Genomic DNA, 18,143 nt, shown 5'->3' with positions numbered 1-18,143 from the left:
ATGGAGAATAGAATAAAGTTACTTGGGCTTAGTATTTTATTTTCCATTTTATTAACAGCTTGTGGAGGCGGCGGAGGGAGTGAAGAGTCTAATAATGCTGAGAACCAAGCGCCACAAGTAAGTATTTCTGGTGATACTGAGGTCAATGAGCTGGCAACACTTTCATTAAGTGCGTCAGCCAACGATAGTGATGGTTCTATAGCCGACTTTTCTTGGCAGCAAACTGGTGGCCCTTCTATCGATTTTGCAGCAAACGGTCAACAAATCAATGTATCAATTCCTGCAGTAGATACTGACACAGATGTCTCATTTTCTTTGCGCGTTACTGATAATCAAGGCGCAACAGCTACAACCAGTATCACTATTACCATTATTAATGTTAATCAAGCCCCGACAATATCGGTTGCTGGCCCTCAGATATCCTCTTCTAGTAACAATATTTCTCTTAGTGCAAATGCCTCAGATTCTGATGGAGAGGTTATTAGTTATGATTGGCAGCAAACGGCTGGTCCAGATGTAGAGTTTGAAAATGGATCGAGCACAATTAGTTTTACCACACCAAATGTTGCAACCTTAACTCAGCTTGTTTTTTCGGTGACAGTTATTGATAGTTTTGGTGAACAAAGCACGGCGCTTTTTACTATAGATGTAAGCGCAAACAGTGCTCCATCAGTGAGTATAACTGGTTCGCAAAATATTCAAGAAGGGGCTGAAGGAGTATTAACAGCTACGGCAACAGACAGTGATGGTAGTATTATTAGCTATAGTTGGGTGCAAACTTCAGGCCCGATTACCGATTTTACTGCAACTGATAATTTAATAAATTATACGGCCCCTGAAGTAGAAACAAATGATGAAATTACCTTCCAAGTATCAGCAACTGATGATGATGGAGCTACAAGCTCTGCAGAATTTAGTGTTGTGGTTGAAAATTACATAAATCTTGCGCCTGTCATTACCCTCGGTGCGATTGCTGATATTACTGAGTTAACGCAAGCTTCTGTCTCTGTGGTTGTTACAGACAGCGACGGGGTTATAGCAGATATTGAGTGGCAGCAGTTAAGTGGGCCATCAGTAGATTTTGTGCAAAATGGCGAAACTATTACTTTCACAGCGCCAGAAGTGTCTGAAAATGCCGAGGTGATATTTCGGATCACTGCGGTAGATGATCAAGGAGCAATATCTTCAGCAAGCCTCACATTTATGATCATTCATGTTAATAAACCACCCACAGTGTCTGATATTGCTATTACTACAGAGTTTAATGAAAGTAGTGAATTTACTATTGACGCGAGTGATATTGATGGGGATGAGTTAACTATTAGTTTTTCTCAGCAGTTAGCTGGGGCGAGTATCACTTTAGTTGATGCAACAACTTTTCGTTATCTTTATCAACCTGCATCAAATAGCATATCGCAAGCGCCTTTTACTGTAACTGTATCGGATGGAACTCAGAGTGCCCAAGCGACAGTGAGCGTGACAATTACAGATACTAGTGCAGCCACTGTTGTAAATGTAAGCCCTGAAGATGCAGCCTCTGCTGTGAGTGTAAATGCTCGAGTTATGTTATCGATGTCTGATGTGATGAAGTCATCGAGTTTAGTTGTTAATAGCGCCAATGGTGTATGTGAGGGAAGTGTGCAATTATCAGCTGATAATTTTGAAACTTGCTTAGCAATCGACTCATTAGAGATGACGGGACCACAAGGAAATGACAATGAATATTTTAACAATATTGAGTTTACAGCTGCTTTTAATCAAGCAACAGAATATGCGTTAAGATTAACCGAAGACTTAGTTAATTTTGCTGATACACCTGCTTTAGCCCAAGTAGTTTCTACTTTTACAACTGGAAGTAATGATTTAAAGATAACTGAGGTTGTCGCTATTCGTTTTAGCAACGACACGCCTTGGTTTGAACTTTATAACGGAACCGATAGTAGTGTTAATTTAGCTGATTACAGTGTACGAGTAAAAAGTCGTGACAGTTCTGATAATAGTATTTCGGCCGCAACAATTTTTAATTTGCCTGACCAAGTGATTGCTCCTGAGGAATATCTCATAGTTCATAGTGGTTTTGGTGATCAATTATTTTACGATACAACTGAGCAAAATAAATCTATCGCTTTTATTGGCGATATTGACTCAACGGTTCGCCCTTATTGGTTTTTGAATGGGTTTGTTGAATTACTAACGCGTGACTCGGGAAGTACTGTGGATTTTGTTCGATTTGGCAATGACACTACTGAGCCTCTGACGGCAGGACAATGGCAAACAGGATCAGCACCTGTCATTTCTAATGTAACTGGCTCAAGTATTAAAAGAGATATAGATAACACAGATACTAATTCATCATCTGATTGGCACTATAGCCAATTTACGACACCGGCGGGTGTTAATGATGTTAGCTGCGAAGATGACAGTGATGAAGATGGTATTCCTGACTGTTCAGAACTCCCTGGGTCAACTTTTTCTGGACTACCTTTGCATGCTTGGGGAGCTAGAGTTAATCAAAAAGATATCTTTATTGAAGTGGATTATATGGATAGCAGTGATGCGGGAATAATACCGCACCAAACAGCATTGGAAAAAGTGGTAAGCTCGTTCGCTGAGCAAGGCATTGTTGTTCACTTTGATGTGGGGGATTTGTACCACCAAGCAGGGGGAATATCTGTACAAGATCATGATTTAGGTGGGGGTGATCAAGTAACCTTTAGACAATATACACCTTATAACTTTAACCAAGGTGTTGAGAGTTTATTTCATTATAAAATGGCAAACTTTGACATGAGACGTAAGCCGATATTTCATTATATGTTAATGGCTAATAGTCGAAACATTGATGGCAGTGCGGGTTCTTCAGGGGTTGCTGAATTAAGTGGTAATGATTTGATGATAAGTATGGGGAATTGGGGGTTATCACTTGATAACGAAATATCTCGAAATTTAACCTTCAACTACCAAGCATCAACGATAATGCATGAGCTTGGCCATAATTTAGGTTTAGAGCATGGTGGTGATGAAAGTACAAACTATAAACCAAATCATTTGAGTATTATGAATTACCTTTATCAGTTGAGAGGGTTACCGACGATAGGGGATAATGAGGGAGATCGCTATTATTCGAGTCGCTATCGTGAGAATGCCAATTGTGCCGTACAAACTGCGGATTTGACTAATAGCCCATTTGACTCTCCTGAAAATTTTGTAATGTCTTATTCGCATGGACTCGGAAGTTCCATAGACGAAAATAATATAATAGAGGCTAATGGTTTAAGGTATCCCGGCTCTGCTGCTGTAGATTTTAATTGTAATGCTGATTTGACTGAAACTCTAAGCCAAGATACGAATGATGATACCGCCGTAACAGTGCTAAATGATGTTGATGAGTGGAGTTTGATTGAACTTCGTTTTTATACCTTGTTCTCTGGCAATCGCTTCGGTGTTCATCAGCAAGATAGCGATCAAAAAGACGTGTCGAAGCATATACAACAACGAATGATTGAAGAACAAGCGCCGCCTTTAAAACTTCTTAATGAAATTAAAGCTGCTAGAGAAAAGCAAGGGATTAAGTAGTGAAGTATCTGGTTATATTTTTTATGTTGATATGTTGTGTTGCATGCACACCAGATGTTGAACCTCAATGGCATATGTCATCTAGATTAAGTTATGATGGGCAGCCAGTAAACTGGAAATCAGGCTCAGTAATTGGTTGCCAACATTGTAAAATTAAAGAGGGACGTATCGTTGAACCCGATGGGATCTCAATCATATACACTCTATACCAAAGAGGGCAATGGCGGGCTGAATATCGCGAATCACATCAAGCTAGGATTGTTTTAGGGAATAACGCACATGTACTTTTAGTTAAAAATAAAGGTTCAGGCACTGTTTTATTAGAAAATAAACACAAACAAATTTCAGAGCTAGCAAAGATAGGGACCCCATTTATACTCAATATGGGGGAAGAAAGATTTACGGTGGTTATTAGTCAATTTGATGAACCTCGCTTTGGCACCGAGTTATCAGATCCTTTACCAGTTAAATTAAATTATAGTGTATTGAAAAGCCAATAGTTTTCTACTGGCTTTTCAAACATTTTAACTTCGATATTGGCTTCGATAGTTTTCAACCCATAACCGTGTGCCACCGCAAACAGCAACGGGCATAACAATTAGGTTTACGAATGGGATAGCAGTTAAAATCATGACAGCTAAACCAAAGCCATAAGATAACGTTTGCTTTTGCTTTAAGTCATTTTTCATTTCGTTAAAACTAATTTTATGGTTATCGAACGCATAGTCTTCATATTGCACTGCATACATCCAGCAAGTGAATAACACCCATAAAACTTGACCGATTACAGGTAAAATCCACAGTAAGATAAAAAAGCCTATAGCGCGCGGCAGGTAATAGCAAAGTTTTGTCCATTCTCGACCTAACATACGTGGCACATCTTTCATTGTATCGAAAAGACTATCGTCATTAATTTTTTGCCCAGTGAGATAAAGCTCGACTTTTTCACTGAGTAGGCCGTTAAATGGGGCTGCTATAAAGTTTGTTATAACTGTGAAGAGCATACTGTAACTAAATAAAATCACCAGCACAGCAATTGGCCACATTAGCCACTCGAGCCAGCTAAGCCATTCTGGTAATAACGAGTTCATGTAAGCAAAGCCATCGGTGAGCCAGCCATACAAAAAGAACAGCGAACTACCAAAAAGCAGAATATTGATTAATAAAGGAATAAGTACAAAACGTTTCAACCCTTTTTGGCTAATTAACTTAAAGCCAGAAAAGAAGTATTCCATACCTTGAGTGAACTGCACGAGAAAACCTCATCTTATTTCTTGTTGTTTGCAGTATAGGGTTTTGACGATATTTGAACAGCTTTTTTCCGTAACAAAGTGTTTAACTCTTTACATGGACTTACATGGACAGTCACTTTAAGTCGGATAGGCACTCTAATAACTCTTTACATGGACAGTCACTGATTTATTGCTCTTGCGGCACAGAAAACTTTGTCTACACTTTAATTACAGCTAATGCATTTCAGATTATCAGTTCAAGGAGTGGACGATGGCTTTAGCAAGGAAGCGGCAAATCTGTTTGTCGAATACCAAATATTATCATTGTGTATCTCGCTGTGTTAGACGTGCCTACCTTTGTGGAGAAGACACACTCACAGGTAAATCATATGAACACCGCCGAGTGTGGGTTGAACAGCGTCTGCTTGCTCTTGCAAAGGTATTTTGCATTGATGTGTGTGCTTATGCGGTGATGAGTAATCATACGCATCTTGTGCTTTATGTTGATGATAAAAAAGCAAAAAGGTTATCGGATAAAGCCATCCTTTTACGCTGGTTTAAGCTCAATAAAATGACGCCTTTAGGTCAAAAAGCCCTTCATGGTGAGCCGTTAAGTGATGGTCAACAAGTCTTCTTAAATAAAGAGGTTGCAGAATACAGAGCGCGCCTTTCGAGCATTAGTTGGTTCATGCGAATGCTAAATGAATATATTGCCAGACGGGCAAATAAAGAAGATGCATGTACTGGGCATTTTTGGGAAGGGCGCTTTAAAAGCCAAGCTCTCCTTGATGAATCAGCGCTTTTAGCCTGCATGGCCTATGTTGATTTAAACCCTGTTCGTGCTAAAGCTGCGAGCACGCCGGAACAATCGGACTATACCAGTTTTAAAAAGCGATGCGAAAGCGCGAAGGAGTCAAAGCAACCTAAATTACTAGCTCGTTTTATTGGTGGCATGAGTAAGTATAAATCAAAGGGAATACCTTTTGAGTTAAAGTCATACCTGCTACTTGTGGAGCAAACTGGGCGTTGTATCAGCGCGGATAAGCCTGGATATATAGAGCATCATTTACCTCCTATTCTTGAAAGGCTGAATTTCGAAGCTGAAAACTGGTTAACGCTAACAGCTCAGTTTGAAAACTTATTTCATGGAGCTGCAGGTCGAGTGGGTGCTATTGAAAGTTATTGTATTAAAACAGCTCGCAAGCGACGAAGTAACATTACAAATAGCCGAACTTTATTAGCGAGTTAAGTTTCTAGGTTTATTTTAACGTGATTTCAAATCGCTAGTATCTTCACGCTTTAAATTTAATTGTTTGAAATAATTAGCCCTAAAAGGCTAAAGTCAAAGCTCTATTCTCTCTGAAGCACACCCGCTAAACATAATTACAGAATAAGTTTAGTAATTTTTTTGACTCACCTTTGTATTTTTAAATTACTGCCTTCAGATTTTAAAAATACAATAGTTGTTGGTTTTAAATGACTGCCCCTTTAAAAAGGCTTTACGAACTCTGAAGTGATCTCTGGTAAAAAATCTATAGGTATAAATTATTAACCTTGAATGGTGTGGTGTAGTTTAGACTTTAGTTTTTATCAACTTGGCGTTTTTTTGGTTACATACTGTTGAACTTAGAGATAGTATGTCGGTCCGAACAGTACCTATAAAATCATTATTGAAAACTACAGTAGAGGATAATGGAAATATCCGATACTATTGTTCACATAGTTAACAAAAAAGACATATAAAAATGGGAGTTTTATGCAGTTAGTCGATTTAAATCCACATGATCCTGAAGTAGTAAGCGTGTTTTCTGATATAGACCGACTCATAAACTCACTATACCCTGTTGCTACCGCTCAATCTTTAAGTGTTGAAGAGCTAGCTGAGCCTAATGTTTATGCTATAGGCTTAAAAAATGAAGATGGTATCGTTGCATGCGGCGCAATCGTTATGCAAGAAGGCAACCCTCCTTATGGTGAAATCCGCCGCTTATATGTAAAACCAAGCTACCGTGGTAAAGGGTTATCACGTCGAATTATGCAGATATTATTACATCAAGCTGGTGAGCAACTAATACCGCTTATTCGTCTTGAAACAGGTCCTAAACAAACAGAGTCAATTAGCTTATATGAAAACTTAGGTTTTAATCGTTGTGGTCCGTTTGGTAATTACAACGAAAATCCACAAAGTTTGTTTATGGAGCTTGGGCTAAATCAGTAATTTAGGTGGTAAGCTATGTTTTAGTGAGGTCATCTTTATTTATAAATTCACCTTACAACTATTGGGCTTTGTTACGCTCTTTCTGATTGCTGCTTGTGGTGATAGTTCACAGGTATCCATTACTTCTCAGAGTCGGCAACCAGACCTTATTATTAATAGTACTAAGCTCTATTTAAACTCATGCTACAGTCTTTCTGGTGTCTTCAACCATAATGGCACTATAAAAACAAAAGTTATTCTTATATTTCCTACTCGTCCTTTAAGTATTTGCGCTGATAAGCAATCGCAGCTGAATTTTGATGGCACCTATCTCACTGTAAGAATTTGCCGCACCTCTTTTGGCGCAGGAGGTTGCGGGGTTGAAAAATATCGCACAAAAGACTTCGAAAACTGGCAAGAGTACATAGGTATTACTTGGCATGATAACGAGCAATATGAAGCGTGGAGATGGTTAGGGTCAAATTCTTCAGCCGCTGATGAAATCACAAAAGTAATACCAGCCCATTAAAATCAATATGAAAAGGTAATTTACCAGTACATATATTCTACAGTGACTGTCCCTTTAAATGTGATCCTATTAAATACTATTTTCAGTGACTGTCCCTAGAAATATGGTTTAAAAACATTCAGGGATGTTGATTAGCTTTTCACATCAAAAATCACTCGTTACGAGTAAAAATTCTTGTTGGACTTGAGTCACTATTTTTCTTTTAATGCGCGGCAACAACCCTTGCCGATTTCGGCATTACTAAAATAAAAGAGAAAGATAGATGAAAGAAACAACATCACTAGAACAAGCTCGCACGAGTTACAATGTTCGTCATTGGAGCCAAGGTTTCTTTGGTATTAATGATCAAGGTGATGTGTATGTTGCGCCAAAGGCCCATGCCCCAGAGCAAACCATTGCACTAATCGATATCGCACAGCAATTACAAGACAAAGGCTTAAGCTTGCCTGCGCTAGTTCGTTTTCCACAAATTTTACATCATCGTGTACATAGCTTATGTCAGGCATTTAACACGGCTATTGAAAATTATGGTTATCCGAAAGACTATTTGCTTGTTTACCCAATTAAAGTAAACCAACAGCGTGAAGTTGTTGAAGAAATTGTTGCAAGCCAAGCTGATATTGAAAAGAAACAATTGGGTCTAGAAGCAGGCAGTAAACCTGAGCTATTAACTGTATTAGCGATGGCTGAAAAAACCAGTGCTGTCATTGTGTGTAATGGCTACAAAGACCAAGAATACATTCGTTTAGCATTGATTGGCGAAAAGCTAGGCCACAAGGTTTACATTGTTCTTGAAAAACTGTCTGAGCTAGACATGGTGCTTAGCCAAGCAAAAGAGTTAAACGTAAAGCCACGCATTGGTATTCGTGTACGTTTAGCGTCGCAAGGTAAGGGCAAGTGGCAAGCAAGTGGTGGCGAAAAATCAAAATTTGGTTTGTCGGCATCGCAAGTACTCAGTGTGGTCAATCGCTTAAAAGCGTCTGATCAACTTGATCTTATCCAACTTGTACACTTTCACCTTGGCTCGCAAATGGCAAACATCCGCGATGTTCGTTTAGGTGTGAGTGAAGCTGCGCGTTTTTACTGTGAGTTACGTAAATTAGGTGCACAAATCGATTGCTTAGATGTGGGTGGCGGTTTAGCGGTAGATTATGACGGTACTCGTAGCCAGTCACATAACTCAATGAACTACAGCCTAAGTGAATACGCTAATAACATCGTATACACCATTGGTGATACCTGTAAGTTATATGAGCAGCCAATGCCGCGCATTATTTCTGAGTCAGGTCGTGCGTTAACAGCGCACCATGCTGTATTGATTTCGAATGTTATCGGCACCGAAAGCTATGTACCTGAAGACATTCAAGCGCCAGCCGCTGATGCACCACTATTATTAAAAAACATGTGGACATCATGGCAGCAGTTAAGTGATGACAATGACGACCGTGCATTAATCGAAATCTATCACGATAGCCAAGGTGATTTAGCCGAAGCACATAATCAATTTGCACTTGGTTTGTTAGATTTAACAGAGCGAGCATGGGCGGAGCAAGTTAACTTACGCGTATGTTATGAACTTAACAAACATATGGATAACAAAAACCGTTTTCATCGCCCGATTATTGATGAATTAAATGCGCGTTTAGCAGATAAGTTTTTTGTGAACTTTTCATTGTTCCAGTCATTACCGGATGCATGGGGTATTGACCAAGTGTTTCCTGTTCTACCGCTAAGTGGTTTAACAGAAGCACCACAAAAACGCGCCGTGTTACTTGATATTACCTGCGATTCAGACGGTGCTATGGAGCACTATGTAGACGGTCAAGGTATTGAAAGCACATTACCTGTGCCAGCATTTAGCGAAGAAAAACCTTACTTAATGGGCTTTTTCTTAGTGGGTGCTTATCAGGAGATTTTAGGTGATATGCATAACTTATTTGGCGACACACACAGTGCAATTATAAAAATGGATGAGCAAGGTCAAGCGCAAATCACTGAAGTTAACGAAGGTGATACCGTTGCAGACATGATGCGTTACGTACATTTAGATGTAGAAAGCTTCCAGCAGTCTTACGCCCAGCTGGTGGCAGCTAAATTGCCAGAAACTGAGCAGCAAAGCGTATTAGATGAGCTGCAAACTGGCTTAAATGGTTACACTTATTTAGAAGAGTTATAAGCAATGTCGACATTGTTTGACCACACAGATCATTCATTATATTCAAACGGCATGACGTTTTTACGTCAGCCGATGGTGCAAAACATCACTGCAATCGATGCGGATGTAGTGGTGCTAGGTTTACCCTTTGATTTGGCGACCTCAGGTCGCCCTGGTGCACGTTTAGGGCCTGACGCAATTCGTCGAGCTTCAGTGCACCTGGCATGGGAAGAAACCAAGTACCCATGGACGTTTCCGTTGTTTGAGCGTTTAAAATTAGCTGATGCGGGTGATTTTACTTACCCAGTAGGCGACCCAGAATATTTTACCGCGCAGTTAGAATTAGCCGCTGAGCAAATTCTTCGTCAAGGTAAAACATTATTAGGTTTAGGTGGCGACCACTTTGTGACTTTGCCGCTACTGCGTGCCCATGCTAAGCAATATGGTAAGATGGCATTAGTGCATTTTGATGCCCATACAGATACTTACAGCAATGGCTCTCGCTATGATCACGGTACCATGTTTTATCATGCGCCGATGGAAGGGCTTATTGATGTTGATCACAGTATTCAAATCGGTATTCGTACTGATTTTGATCAAAGCAAACATGAGTTTGCAGTGATTGATGCAATGGCAGCTAATGATTTGCCTGCACAAGATATCGCAGAGCAAATTAAAGCACGTGTGGGTGACTTACCTGTTTACTTAACCTTTGATATTGACTGCCTTGACCCAGCATTCGCTCCAGGGACAGGCACTCCAGTATGTGGTGGCTTAACCAGCGATAAAGTACTCAAAGTACTTCGTGCATTGAAAGGCATTAATATGGTCGGTATGGATGTGGTTGAAGTATCTCCATCCTATGACCAAAGTGAACTAACAGCGATTGCTGCAGCGACCATTGCCAATGAGTTATTACACTTATGGACTTTGAAGCATAAATACTAAATGAGAGAGACAAAGAGCGCCATTAGGCGCTCTTTTTTTGATATTAAATTAAGCAATTAAGCGCTTCGAACATCAACCTTTAATTTAAGCTTTTGCCCAGGTTGAATGTATTTTTGCCCAGCTAATGAATTCCATTTAATAATATCTTCTACAGACACATTAAACTTAGCAGCAATGCGCGCTAACGAGTCACCACGACGAACTTTATAGGTAATGGTGCGCTCTTTGATTTGTGTAGCAGCAAGTTGTGATTTTTCTTGCTTATACACAGTTAGCTTTTGACCAACACGCAGTACCGCGTCTTTTTTCAGCTTATTCCATGTTGCAAGTTCAGCTATAGTGACATCGTACTCACGGCTGATATCCCACAGTGTATCGCCACTGGCCACTTTATGGCTAAGTTTTTTACGTGTTGCTTTATTAGCTGCCATACGCACTGACTTTGGTAAATGCTGGCTATTAATCTCACCATCGCTTAGTGGCACAAGTAATTGCTGACCAACACGAATAGTATTCGATGAAAGCTTATTCAGTGTTTTAATCGCGTTTGTGCTTGTCGAAAACTTCTTCGCAATCACAGATAAACTGTCACCGCGCGCAACAATATATTGCTGCCAGCGTAGGCGGTCTTTTTGCTCTGTTTTAGCTAGCTTGTCAGTAAACGCTTCAACTTTATCAGACGGTAATAATAAAAAGTGTGGGCCATTAGGATCCGTCGCCCAGCGATTGAAGCCAGGGTTCAAACGATAAAGCTCTGTTAAGCTAATACCTGCCATGTCAGCGGCAAGTGCTAAATCAATTTGGCTCCCTACATTAACTGCTTCAACGACTTGAGCATTAATTATTGGCTGCCACTTAACACCAAATTCGTCACTGCGTTTTACCAGATCAGACAGCGCTAACAGCTTAGGTACGTAGGCAGTGGTCTCTCTTGGTAAATCAAGTGACCAAAAATCCGTTGGTAAATGCTTTTTACGGTTCTTTTTAATGGCACGCAGTAAACGACCTTCACCTGAGTTATAGGCTGCAATGGCATTTAGCCAATCGCCTTCTAAGGTTTTGTGTAGATATGATAAGTAATCTAGCGCTGCACGGGTCGATTGCACAATGTCACGGCGACCGTCATACCACCAGTTTTGTTTTAAATCGAAACGCTCACCGGTTTGTGGCATAAATTGCCAAATGCCAGAAGCACTGCGATGTGAATAACCAAATGGGTCAAACGCACTTTCTACAATAGGTAAAAGCGCGATTTCGATTGGCATTTGACGCTTTTCGACTTCTTCTACAATAAAGTATAAGTAAGGTTCAGCGCGTTTAGAGATTCGATCTAAATAGGCCTGATGACGCGCATAATAGTTACGCTCAGCAACAACTGGGCGGTTTTGTGGCACATCAATCGAAAGCTGATAACGAATACGTTCCCACACATCATCAAATACAGGAGGCGGCTCATCAATATCGGTTAATTGTTGATATTGAGCGTTGATCATCAATGCATCATTGATGTCGCTCGGACTTGCGCCGTCTAATTGTTGCTCAACATTATTGCTCGCAACATCTGTACTTGCTGAATCAGAAGCTGTTAATTGACAGCCACTTAAAATCAGCGCAAGTGATAAAACTAAAGGAGACTTATACATATATACCCATACATCAGGTAAAAAAACTCGGCGAATATTACCTGCTCTGAGAACATATTGCCACTTTATGACCAGTTTATGTCAGCTTATTATTGCAAGATGCTGATCTAAATATACAAAATTGTAACTACCGGCGTTTACGTTTTTTAAAAGTTATCTTTCCAGGCTCTGAGACCTGCAAAGCGTTGCCAAGGTTCATTCAGATCCAAATTAATTTTTAGCTCATCAGGCAGCTCATCAGTGATTGTTGCTATATTGCTACGTAAAAATGGATTTATTTGTTTTTCCACGCCTAACTGGGTTGGCAAGCTTATTTCGTCTTTGGCGCGCAGAGTATCAACTTCATCACTGTAGTTGAGAAGGTATTCGTTATTTGGCTCTACAGCTTTTGCGAAGGCTAAGTTGGCTTGCGTGTATTCATGGGTGCAGTAGATTTTACACTCATCTGGCAGGGCTCTTAGTTTACATAACGAGTGCCACATTTGTTCTGCGCTGCCTTCGAATAATCGTCCGCAGCCAGCACTGAATAAGGTGTCGCCAGTAAAACTTAATTCGTCGTTAATGTAACAAATATGGTCTAGGGTATGACCAGGTGTTGCAAGCACGGTAAAGGTGTAATCATACACAGTGACTTTATCCGCTTCTGATACGCCATGAGTAATACCTTTAAAAGGGCTATGTCTTGGCCCATAAACCGGAATATCACGAAATTCCTTAACCAGTGCAGCCACACCATCGGTATGATCATAATGGTGATGAGTAATCAAAATACCGCTAAGTGTTAAGTTATGCTCGCTCAGATAGTTTAAAACAGGCTCTGCTTGACCGGGGTCGACGACCCAGGCTGTTTGCTCAGCTTCATTGCTGATGCACCAGATGTAATTATCAGAAAAGGCTTTAATTGCTTTAACTTGCACCATGTTTAATTGCTCTATAAAGTGACAGTTAACACACAGTATAACGAGCTCAGAAAATGAAACCAGCCCTTAGTTTTCAAGAAGGTCCTAAGCCATACACTTGGCAGCAGTTCCCTCATGGTGACTATTTACGTGCTGAAATTGAACGTAAGCTAACGCCATGGCTGCCACGCATGTTTGGCTATCACATGCTCAAACTTGGTAATTTAAGTGGTGAGCTGGCAACCAGTGAAAGTCCTATAAAGCATCAAGTTTGTGTCGCAGAGCAGGGGTTATTTACCGGTGTTATTGCTGATGTAGACGAGCTACCTTTTTATGAGCACAGTGTTGATGCTTGCATATTGTCGCATTGCTTAGAATATCATTCTGATCCACACCACATCTTACGCGAAGCACATCGTACTTTAATTCCCGGTGGTTATCTGGTGATCACGGGCTTTAATCCGTTTAGCTTGTGTGGCTTGGCGCAGCTTTTACCTTTTAGTCGCCAAAAGTTACCTTGGACAGGACGCTTTTTTACGCCATCACGAGTAAAAGACTGGTTGAATCTATTAGGCTTTGAGATTATTTCGGACGAGCGATTTATCCATTCATCGCTTGCAAGAGGCAACCGTTTGTCACGTTTTGCGGCGTGGCGCAGTTTTGGCCAGCAATATTTAAAGCCAATGGGCAGTGTGTATATGCTGGTGGCTCGAAAACGTGTGGCCCCGCTGACACCAATTAAACCTAAATGGCATGCAAGGCCGCAATTTTCGCCAGTGAAAGGAGCAGGGCTCAGGCAAACATCAAAGCAGCACTGTGAGCGGGATAGCTAAATAGTGTTGTTGCGTACCTGTTTTGCTTGGGTACTGACCTGCACGAATATTTAATTGAATAGAAGGGTGCAACAGCTTTGGTACCGCTAAGGTTGCATCGCGGCCTTCCCGAGTCGCAATAAAGCTTTGTTTATCGCCTTTTAAATGAATGTTTTGCTCACGCTGCTCTTTCACTGTGGTTTTGTTCGCCAGCGGACGGCCATCTGGTTGATAGTCATGACACATCCAAAGTACCGTATCGTCAGGAAACGCTAAAATTCGCTGTAGTGAGTCATATAACTCACCGGCACTGCCTCCTGGGAAATCACAGCGGGCTGTGCCACTGTCTGGCATAAAGAAGGTGTCACCAACAAATACATTGCCATCAATGTGAAAACACACGCTGTCAGGGGTATGGCCCGGTGTGGCAATCACATCTACTGTGTAATCACCTAACTGAAATAGTGCTTTATCAGCAAATAACGCATCAAAAGGTTCACCATTACATGGTATATTAAGATTATAAAGTTGGCTAAAGTGCTGTTGCACTTGTGTGATCCCTTTACCCGTGCCGAGTTTACAAGGGTGTGTGTCTTGTAATTGCTGCTTTATGTAACTTGCTGCGGTGATATGGTCAGCATGGGCATGAGTTTCAAGTAGCCATTGCAATGTCAGCTGCTCAGTCTTTATGTAGCTGATGATCTCATTGGCTGTGATAAAACTTAACTCACCACTTGGCATATCAAAATCAGCTGGCGCATCAATTAGCAAGCACTGCTTAGTGCTTTCGCAACTGACTAAGTAGCAGAGAGTGGCGCTTTGTTGATGAAAAAAAGAGTGAATGCGCAGAGCCATAATGAATCCTTTATATTTCGTTATAGCCAAATCTTATAACATATAACAAAAATATAAAACGACCTGCGCCAAGTTTATTTCAAGGGGCTTTTAATTACCGTCGTAACCTGTGTCTTCAAGTAATTGATCGCTGCCAGCTGCTTCGCGGGCAAGATCGTCAACAATCTCATTGTATTTATTGCCGCTATGACCTTTTACCCAACGCCATTCTATGCTGTGTTGTTGGCAGGCAGCATCTAGTCGTTTCCATAAATCGACATTCTTAACTGGTTTTTTAGCCGCGGTTTTCCAGCCGCGCTTTTTCCAATTATCAACCCATGACTCAATACCTTGTTTCACATATTGGCTATCGGTTGTCAGAATGACATTACAAGAGCGGGTGAGGGTTTCAAGTGCAACGATAGCAGCGAGCATTTCCATCCGATTATTGGTTGTTAGGGTATAGCCTTGGCTTAATTGCTTTTCGTGACCGTTGTATCGCATCACGATGCCATACCCTCCAGGCCCTGGATTTCCTAAACATGATCCATCGGTGTAAATCTCTACGGTTTTCTGCACTGTTTTACCTTGATATTGTGTACAATAAAGTGAATATAGAAAGATACCAGAGTCAGGCTTGAGACGATATGGCACATAGACAAATAGTTTTAGATACAGAAACCACGGGTATTGACCCAAAGCAAGGCCACCGCATTATTGAAATCGGTTGTGTTGAACTTGTAAATCGCCGTCTTACTGGCAACAACTTTCATGTGTATATCAATCCACAACGTGAGATAGAAGAAGAAGCAATAGACGTACACGGTATCACCAATGAATTTTTGCGTGATAAACCCCTGTACCATCAAATTGCCCATGAGTTTTTAGAGTATATTCGTGGCGCTGAGCTTGTTATTCATAACGCAGCGTTCGATATCGGCCACATGGACAATGAGTTTGCATTGTTAAATCAAGGTTTTCCTAATACTGCCGATGTATGTAGTGTACTTGATACGTTAAAAATGGCGCGTGACTTGCACCCAGGTCAAAAGAATAACCTTGATGCACTTTGTCGTCGTTACGATATTGATAACTCAAAGCGTACTTTACACGGCGCATTACTGGATTCTGAGATCCTAGCCGATGTTTACCTGTCGATGACGGGTGGACAAGTAAAGCTGAACCTTAATCAAAATAAAGATGAAGGCTCAACCCAACAAACGGGTGGTATTCGCCGACTGAGTGCTGATAGAGCACCGCTTGTGGTATTAAGAGCAACAGAACAAGAGCACGCCGCTCACGAAGAACGTTTAGACTTGGTTGCAAAGGGTGGCCAATGCTTATGGCGTGCAGAATAAGGTAATAAAATGAGAAAACAGCTACTAGCAGGATTAGTGTGTTTAATTCCCTTCACGGGATTTGCCAACGAGCAAAATAAAATAACCCCATTAGAACGTGATGGGGTGCAAAATGAAATTCCCCTGCTAGAGAACCGTTTTCGTATCGATCACAAAATCGATAAAGTAACTTTACTCTTCTTTCGTAAGCGCGGTGCCCCTGCCGTTGTGTTAGTTCGCCCTGACGGCACTAAGTATTATGCAACTGACTCAGTTAAAAATGATGACCTCGACTGGTATGATGAATTGAGCTATGACTTGGTAACGATAAGCAACCCAATGCCAGGCCCCTGGCAAGTGGTCGGCAGTATCTTGCCTGATAGCCGTATTATGGTGCTGGGTGAAATAGAGCTTAATGTTGATCCACTCCCGCCCATGCTGTTTCGTGGCGAAACAGTAAAACTAACGGGCCGCGTATTAAATGACGGTGAGCCAATAGAAGTTGGTCAGTTTAGAGATGTGATCAGTTTGCACGTTGATTTTGTCAGCACTAATAATAGTGATTACGCAAACTTTGGTGCAGGTACGCAAAGTGTTACTGACTTTAAAGATGATGGCCGTGGCTTTGATGAGCGTCCGCTTGATGGTGTGTTTACCGGTGAGTTTAAACTGGTCTTTCCGGCAGGTGAGTGGCAGCCAGAGCTATATATAGAAACACCTATACTAAAGCGTACCGTGGTGCAAAAACCGATAGTCGTGCATGAGCCGCCTTTTGATTATGAAATAGCCCTTGCTGAGCAAGATGAAGATGACCACATTTTAACAATCACCTTAAACCCTGAAATCGTCAAACCAGAAACTGTGCTCATTCAAGGGAAAATTTATTACCCTAATAATGAAGAGCAAATGTTCTCTTTAGATGCTGATAAATCGCAAACACGGGAACTGGCCATTAAAAATTATGATTGGGGACGATACAGTGTTGAGCTCTCTGTATTTGGTAGCAACATAAATGACCGTGAATTTATGGCGACGTTACCGACGTATAAATTTGAAATTGAGCGACCAATTGAAGCTGTACCAGAAATTGTTCGCCCAGAAATTGATTTAGAAGCGCAAGCAGAGCAACAACGAATTATTGAAGAAGAACAAAAAGCGTCCACCATGCTGATGGTGACCTTAATTGTTGTTGGAAATTTAACCGTACTTTTATTAGGTTGGCTGGCAATTAGAATTTTTGTTCAGAAGAAACCGCTGAAATTTAAAATTTCTTTACCGTTTTTAAAGAAAAAAAATCAAACCGAAAATGATGAGCAAGCAACGAATGAAAATGAAGTTGGCAAAAACGGCTCAAAAAATGATAAATCAGGTGAAATTTTAAACCTTTCGATGTCAGATGACTAAAAAACCTGTAAAAATACAAAAAACCCCTTGACGAACTAGAGGGTGATTCGTATTATTCACGCCGCTGTCAGGGGAGACTCAGTCAGCAACGAAAATGTGGAGTGGTAGTTCAGTTGGTTAGAATACCGGCCTGTCACGCCGGGGGTCGCGGGTTCGAGTCCCGTCCACTCCGCCAATTTTCGACAATTTGTAAGTATGCGCTGGAGTGGTAGTTCAGTTGGTTAGAATACCGGCCTGTCACGCCGGGGGTCGCGGGTTCGAGTCCCGTCCACTCCGCCAATTACTTACACAACTTATGGTTGTAAAACATTTTCCTTTGCGGAGTGGTAGTTCAGTTGGTTAGAATACCGGCCTGTCACGCCGGGGGTCGCGGGTTCGAGTCCCGTCCACTCCGCCAATTTTCGACAATTTGTAAGTATGCGCTGGAGTGGTAGTTCAGTTGGTTAGAATACCGGCCTGTCACGCCGGGGGTCGCGGGTTCGAGTCCCGTCCACTCCGCCAATTACTTACACAACTTATGGTTGTAAAACATTTTCCTTTGCGGAGTGGTAGTTCAGTTGGTTAGAATACCGGCCTG

General features: G+C 41.2%; 15 protein-coding genes and 4 tRNA genes. 14 read left to right on the top strand and 5 right to left on the bottom strand.

Going from position 1 to position 18,143, the window contains the following annotated elements:
* Both IMPJCBKJ_RS04135 and IMPJCBKJ_RS04130 read left to right on the top strand, forming a co-directional pair.
* A complete protein-coding gene (locus IMPJCBKJ_RS04135) occupies positions 1 to 3,576 on the top strand; it encodes a tandem-95 repeat protein (RefSeq protein WP_166338929.1) in 3,576 nt (1,191 codons plus the stop codon).
* Positions 3,576 to 4,076: a hypothetical protein gene (locus tag IMPJCBKJ_RS04130; RefSeq protein WP_166338927.1), complete on the top strand. Its 501-nt coding sequence runs from the start codon at positions 3,576 to 3,578 to the stop codon at positions 4,074 to 4,076. The genes IMPJCBKJ_RS04135 and IMPJCBKJ_RS04130 overlap by 1 nt, the downstream gene beginning before the upstream one ends.
* 24 nt (positions 4,077 to 4,100) lie before the next feature.
* On the opposite strand, the gene cysZ is transcribed toward IMPJCBKJ_RS04130, so the two are convergent.
* Positions 4,101 to 4,829 carry a sulfate transporter CysZ gene (gene cysZ, locus IMPJCBKJ_RS04125; protein WP_054551635.1) on the bottom strand — a complete coding sequence of 243 codons (729 nt, stop codon included), beginning with the start codon at positions 4,827 to 4,829 and terminating at the stop codon, positions 4,101 to 4,103.
* A 250-nt stretch (positions 4,830 to 5,079) separates the two neighbouring features.
* Here cysZ and IMPJCBKJ_RS04120 point away from each other — a divergent pair, with 250 nt between their 5' ends.
* From IMPJCBKJ_RS04120 to speB, 5 genes are all read left to right on the top strand, one after another.
* Positions 5,080 to 6,057, top strand: coding sequence for a transposase (locus IMPJCBKJ_RS04120; RefSeq protein ID WP_166338925.1), 978 nt, complete (start codon positions 5,080 to 5,082; stop codon positions 6,055 to 6,057).
* Positions 6,058 to 6,564: 507 nt separating this feature from the next.
* On the top strand, positions 6,565 to 7,026 hold the full coding sequence (locus tag IMPJCBKJ_RS04115; protein ID WP_054551633.1) for a GNAT family N-acetyltransferase: 462 nt from the start codon (positions 6,565 to 6,567) through the stop codon (positions 7,024 to 7,026).
* Between the two features lie 61 nt (positions 7,027 to 7,087).
* On the top strand, positions 7,088 to 7,534 hold the full coding sequence (locus IMPJCBKJ_RS04110; RefSeq protein ID WP_138617787.1) for a hypothetical protein: 447 nt from the start codon (positions 7,088 to 7,090) through the stop codon (positions 7,532 to 7,534).
* Positions 7,535 to 7,796: 262 nt separating this feature from the next.
* A complete protein-coding gene (gene speA, locus IMPJCBKJ_RS04105; protein ID WP_135924153.1) occupies positions 7,797 to 9,710 on the top strand; it encodes a biosynthetic arginine decarboxylase in 1,914 nt (637 codons plus the stop codon).
* A 3-nt stretch (positions 9,711 to 9,713) separates the two neighbouring features.
* Positions 9,714 to 10,637 carry an agmatinase gene (speB, locus tag IMPJCBKJ_RS04100; RefSeq protein WP_166338923.1) on the top strand — a complete coding sequence of 308 codons (924 nt, stop codon included), beginning with the start codon at positions 9,714 to 9,716 and terminating at the stop codon, positions 10,635 to 10,637.
* A 56-nt stretch (positions 10,638 to 10,693) separates the two neighbouring features.
* On the opposite strand, the gene IMPJCBKJ_RS04095 is transcribed toward speB, so the two are convergent.
* Entirely contained in the window at positions 10,694 to 12,280 is a 1,587-nt protein-coding gene (locus tag IMPJCBKJ_RS04095; protein WP_138601830.1) for a LysM peptidoglycan-binding domain-containing protein, read from the bottom strand.
* A gap of 146 nt (positions 12,281 to 12,426) precedes the next feature.
* Complete coding sequence (gene gloB, locus IMPJCBKJ_RS04090) at positions 12,427 to 13,200, bottom strand: hydroxyacylglutathione hydrolase (protein ID WP_138601833.1); 774 nt, start codon at positions 13,198 to 13,200, stop codon at positions 12,427 to 12,429.
* A 53-nt stretch (positions 13,201 to 13,253) separates the two neighbouring features.
* Between gloB and IMPJCBKJ_RS04085 the strand changes: the two genes are divergently transcribed.
* On the top strand, positions 13,254 to 14,012 hold the full coding sequence (locus tag IMPJCBKJ_RS04085) for a class I SAM-dependent methyltransferase (RefSeq protein WP_054551627.1): 759 nt from the start codon (positions 13,254 to 13,256) through the stop codon (positions 14,010 to 14,012).
* Here the strand turns inward: IMPJCBKJ_RS04085 and IMPJCBKJ_RS04080 are convergent.
* Together IMPJCBKJ_RS04080 and rnhA are read right to left on the bottom strand one after the other, a co-directional pair.
* Complete coding sequence (locus IMPJCBKJ_RS04080) at positions 13,983 to 14,846, bottom strand: MBL fold metallo-hydrolase (protein ID WP_166338921.1); 864 nt, start codon at positions 14,844 to 14,846, stop codon at positions 13,983 to 13,985. The two genes, IMPJCBKJ_RS04085 and IMPJCBKJ_RS04080, sit on opposite strands and share 30 nt — an antisense overlap.
* 90 nt (positions 14,847 to 14,936) lie before the next feature.
* Positions 14,937 to 15,404, bottom strand: a complete 468-nt coding sequence (rnhA, locus tag IMPJCBKJ_RS04075; protein ID WP_138601837.1) for a ribonuclease HI — start codon at positions 15,402 to 15,404, stop codon at positions 14,937 to 14,939.
* A gap of 68 nt (positions 15,405 to 15,472) precedes the next feature.
* On the opposite strand from rnhA, the gene dnaQ reads away from it, so the two are divergent.
* The 6 genes from dnaQ (at position 15,473) to IMPJCBKJ_RS04045 (ending at position 18,067) form a co-directional block, all read left to right on the top strand.
* Positions 15,473 to 16,183, top strand: coding sequence for a DNA polymerase III subunit epsilon (gene dnaQ, locus IMPJCBKJ_RS04070; protein ID WP_119852045.1), 711 nt, complete (start codon positions 15,473 to 15,475; stop codon positions 16,181 to 16,183).
* 9 nt (positions 16,184 to 16,192) lie between these two features.
* The gene (locus tag IMPJCBKJ_RS04065) at positions 16,193 to 17,566 is read left to right on the top strand and encodes a TIGR03503 family protein (RefSeq protein WP_166338919.1); all 1,374 of its coding nucleotides are present in this window, start codon (positions 16,193 to 16,195) and stop codon (positions 17,564 to 17,566) included.
* Positions 17,567 to 17,664: 98 nt separating this feature from the next.
* A tRNA-Asp gene (locus IMPJCBKJ_RS04060) sits at positions 17,665 to 17,741 on the top strand.
* 27 nt (positions 17,742 to 17,768) lie between these two features.
* Positions 17,769 to 17,845, top strand: a tRNA-Asp gene (locus tag IMPJCBKJ_RS04055).
* A 41-nt stretch (positions 17,846 to 17,886) separates the two neighbouring features.
* Positions 17,887 to 17,963, top strand: a tRNA-Asp gene (locus IMPJCBKJ_RS04050).
* A gap of 27 nt (positions 17,964 to 17,990) precedes the next feature.
* Positions 17,991 to 18,067 (top strand) — tRNA-Asp (locus IMPJCBKJ_RS04045).
* Positions 18,068 to 18,143 lie beyond the last annotated feature (76 nt).

The organism is Pseudoalteromonas sp. MB47 (assembly GCF_011319765.1).
Lineage (GTDB): Bacteria > Pseudomonadota > Gammaproteobacteria > Enterobacterales > Alteromonadaceae > Pseudoalteromonas > Pseudoalteromonas simplex.
This window is presented reverse-complemented; position numbering and strand designations above follow the sequence as displayed.

Coding starts and splice junctions, on each gene's coding strand:
- IMPJCBKJ_RS04115 (WP_054551633.1), top strand. CDS start 6,565: ATGCAGTTAGTCGATTTAAATCCACATGATCCTGAAGTAGTAAGCGTG.
- speB (WP_166338923.1), top strand. CDS start 9,714: ATGTCGACATTGTTTGACCACACAGATCATTCATTATATTCAAACGGC.
- dnaQ (WP_119852045.1), top strand. CDS start 15,473: ATGGCACATAGACAAATAGTTTTAGATACAGAAACCACGGGTATTGAC.
- IMPJCBKJ_RS04095 (WP_138601830.1), bottom strand. CDS start 12,280: ATGTATAAGTCTCCTTTAGTTTTATCACTTGCGCTGATTTTAAGTGGC.
- IMPJCBKJ_RS04080 (WP_166338921.1), bottom strand. CDS start 14,846: ATGGCTCTGCGCATTCACTCTTTTTTTCATCAACAAAGCGCCACTCTC.
- IMPJCBKJ_RS04135 (WP_166338929.1), top strand. CDS start 1: ATGGAGAATAGAATAAAGTTACTTGGGCTTAGTATTTTATTTTCCATT.
- speA (WP_135924153.1), top strand. CDS start 7,797: ATGAAAGAAACAACATCACTAGAACAAGCTCGCACGAGTTACAATGTT.
- gloB (WP_138601833.1), bottom strand. CDS start 13,200: ATGGTGCAAGTTAAAGCAATTAAAGCCTTTTCTGATAATTACATCTGG.
- IMPJCBKJ_RS04065 (WP_166338919.1), top strand. CDS start 16,193: ATGAGAAAACAGCTACTAGCAGGATTAGTGTGTTTAATTCCCTTCACG.
- IMPJCBKJ_RS04120 (WP_166338925.1), top strand. CDS start 5,080: ATGGCTTTAGCAAGGAAGCGGCAAATCTGTTTGTCGAATACCAAATAT.
- IMPJCBKJ_RS04085 (WP_054551627.1), top strand. CDS start 13,254: ATGAAACCAGCCCTTAGTTTTCAAGAAGGTCCTAAGCCATACACTTGG.